A 2363-nucleotide genomic window follows, 5' to 3' on the forward strand; every position below is an offset into this window, starting at 1 on the left:
GTCCCATGTGTCACACCAGTCTGGCAGGGAGGGACCGGGCGTCGCCGGAACTCTGGAGGGTGAGGTGCAGGCATGCGGGACATCCTTCCTGATGATCGCCGGTGACCTCAGGCCAAGTGTCCGGAGAACAGGGGGAAGGTCAATACGAGTGACGGACAGACACTCCCGTGGGGGCCTTGGCCGCTCAATCAAAGCTTTGGCAGGTCTTGAAGTGATCTCGACCGATATCGGAGCAGATGATGCTTGTAAGGCGCTGCCTGTCCTAGCTTTCGGTCGGAGGTCACGTGCGAGGGAGTCGATGGTCACTCGCGGCACGTAAGGCAGTGGTGATCGGCTGGCTCTCCGCACTGATATGCGTAGGGTGCAGCACTTTGGTGGCCTACAGCTTGCATAACAGAGCTATAGTGTCCAACACCAAACAGGTCTCCGAGGCCGCACAACGTGCGATATTTCTGGCCAAACAAAATCGCCTGCCCCGTGTGATACCAGCAGATGGTGCCGGAGCGATCCAGGTGCTGAACGCGCGTGGCGAGGTAGTCGCGGCGACCCGGCAGCTTGTTGGTAAGGCACCAATGGCCTCCTTCCAGGCCGGGGGCAAGTCCTTAATCGCAGTGCGGGACGTGTGCCCCCCTGCTGGTCTGCAAGGCTGCATGACCGTCGTATCGATCCGGTTCTTGAAGCCGGAGGGAATGTGGGTGGCCTACGCGGCCAAGCCCGTGTCGGCTGTGTACGAGAACGCCGCGTTACTCTTGTCCCTGGCAGGGGCGTCAGTGCTGCTGACGGCGATAGCGACCGCCGGAACCTATCAGTCGGTCAACAGGGTACTGGCGCCTATTAGGGCCATCCAGTCCGAACTGACCGCAACCGTCTCCGACCTCGACAGGCGGATTACGGTGCCAGCGACACCTGAGGAGGTCAGGACGCTGGCCGAGACGGTGAATTCCATGTTGAACCAGCTCGAGGCCGCTCTTAAGCGGATACAGCGCTACAACTTTGACGTCTCCCATGATCTGCGAACCCCGATCACCGCGATCCGCGTACAGATAGAAGAAGCGCTGATGTATTCCAACGACATCCAGTGGCCGCGCACGGCGGCCAAGGTGATGGAAGAGACAATGCGGCTACAGGCGGTGGTGGAAGACCTTCTTGCTGATCTGAGCGGGGCTCAACGCGGTCACCCCCCAAAGCCACGTCCCACTCGACCTCGCTGAGTTCGACCCGTTCCTGCGCCAACGCTCGTGCAAGGGCTGAGGGCGTCCAGGCCGACCTGGCGCCCCCAGCTCCGATCGGAGCCGCACTGCCCGGACTGGCTGCTGGGCCGCCGCTGGGTCGAGCAGGCCCTGATCTCTAGGACTTGCCGGCGCCGGAGCGGGCGAGGACGACGGAGTTGTGGTTGTCGTGGGCCCATCGGTCCCACAGCACCAGCGAGGAAGAGGCGGTGTTGGCCCCGTACAGCACCGTCGTGTCGGTGACCGGCACGTCCAGGTCGGGGCTGGTGAACGGGAACGAGGCGGCGAGCGCGGCGGTGTCGAACGTCCGCCGCATTTTGAGCGCGTCGACGCCGAGCGGCAGGGTGGTGACCAGGCCTTGCAACGATCGGAAGGTGGCCGGAGAGGCCTCCAGCAGCAACGACGACGCCAGAGCACGGACCTTTGAGCACTCGGCATCCAACGCGGCCTGATCGCGGGCATGGATGGTGAGGTACAGGCCCACGCGAAACAGCCGGGTCTGCCCCCGCGCGAGCGCCGCTGCAAGGTCACGGGCGTCCTCGGCCGCGGCGGCGGCGTGGAAGTCCTCCAACCGGCCATGCTCGGCATCGGAGCGCGCGGACGATTCCAGCCGAGCGAGCTGGCGTCGTAGCCGGTCGGCCGCCACCGACGGTGGTGTCTGGTCGACGTGGACGGCGACCTCGAGCCGCCCCGGATAGGCCAGTAGCGGCTCCAACCACCCCGGCCTCATCTCAGCCGGGTAGCCCGTCACCGCGAACGACGCGCAGACCCCGTCCCCTACATCCAGCGACCGAGGTCGTATCTCGACGTGACTGGGACCAACTGAAGGAACTCACCGCCACCCGCCGCACCAAGCTGGCCGAGCTTGATCAGATCGATACCGACACCCCGTCGCCCGGCGACGATGTCGATCTACTCGATCAAATCCCACAGTTGCCGTATTGGTCCGTAGAACTACCAGAAGCCCTGGAACGCAGGCTCTACGATGCCTTCCACCTGAAGATCCGCTACAACCGGACCCGCCACGAAGCCACACTGCAGATAGCGCTCCGCGAAGATTCAGTCAAGATGCTCACCACCGCCGTACAGGGCATCAGAGAGCGAGGACAAGACATGCCGGAACACGACGACGAA

General features: G+C 63.9%; 3 protein-coding genes. 2 read left to right on the top strand and 1 reads right to left on the bottom strand.

The window, feature by feature from the left end; all coding sequences use genetic code 11:
• Positions 1–404: 404 nt before the first annotated feature.
• A complete protein-coding gene (locus HKK72_RS42595; RefSeq protein ID WP_187239326.1) occupies positions 405–1211 on the top strand; it encodes a histidine kinase dimerization/phospho-acceptor domain-containing protein in 807 nt (268 codons plus the stop codon).
• 136 nt (positions 1212–1347) lie between these two features.
• Here the strand turns inward: HKK72_RS42595 and HKK72_RS38600 are convergent, their stop codons facing one another.
• Positions 1348–1959: a hypothetical protein gene (locus HKK72_RS38600; protein WP_187239327.1), complete on the bottom strand. Its 612-nt coding sequence runs from the start codon at positions 1957–1959 to the stop codon at positions 1348–1350.
• A gap of 203 nt (positions 1960–2162) precedes the next feature.
• Here HKK72_RS38600 and HKK72_RS40395 point away from each other — a divergent pair.
• Positions 2163–2363 (top strand): hypothetical protein (locus HKK72_RS40395; RefSeq protein ID WP_222721677.1); only part of this gene is annotated, 201 nt, incomplete at its 3' end.

This window comes from Actinomadura sp. HBU206391 (assembly GCF_014323665.1).
Taxonomy (GTDB): Bacteria; Actinomycetota; Actinomycetes; order Streptosporangiales; family Streptosporangiaceae; genus Actinomadura_C.

Coding starts and splice junctions, on each gene's coding strand:
- HKK72_RS38600 (WP_187239327.1), bottom strand. CDS start 1,959: ATGAGGCCGGGGTGGTTGGAGCCGCTACTGGCCTATCCGGGGCGGCTC.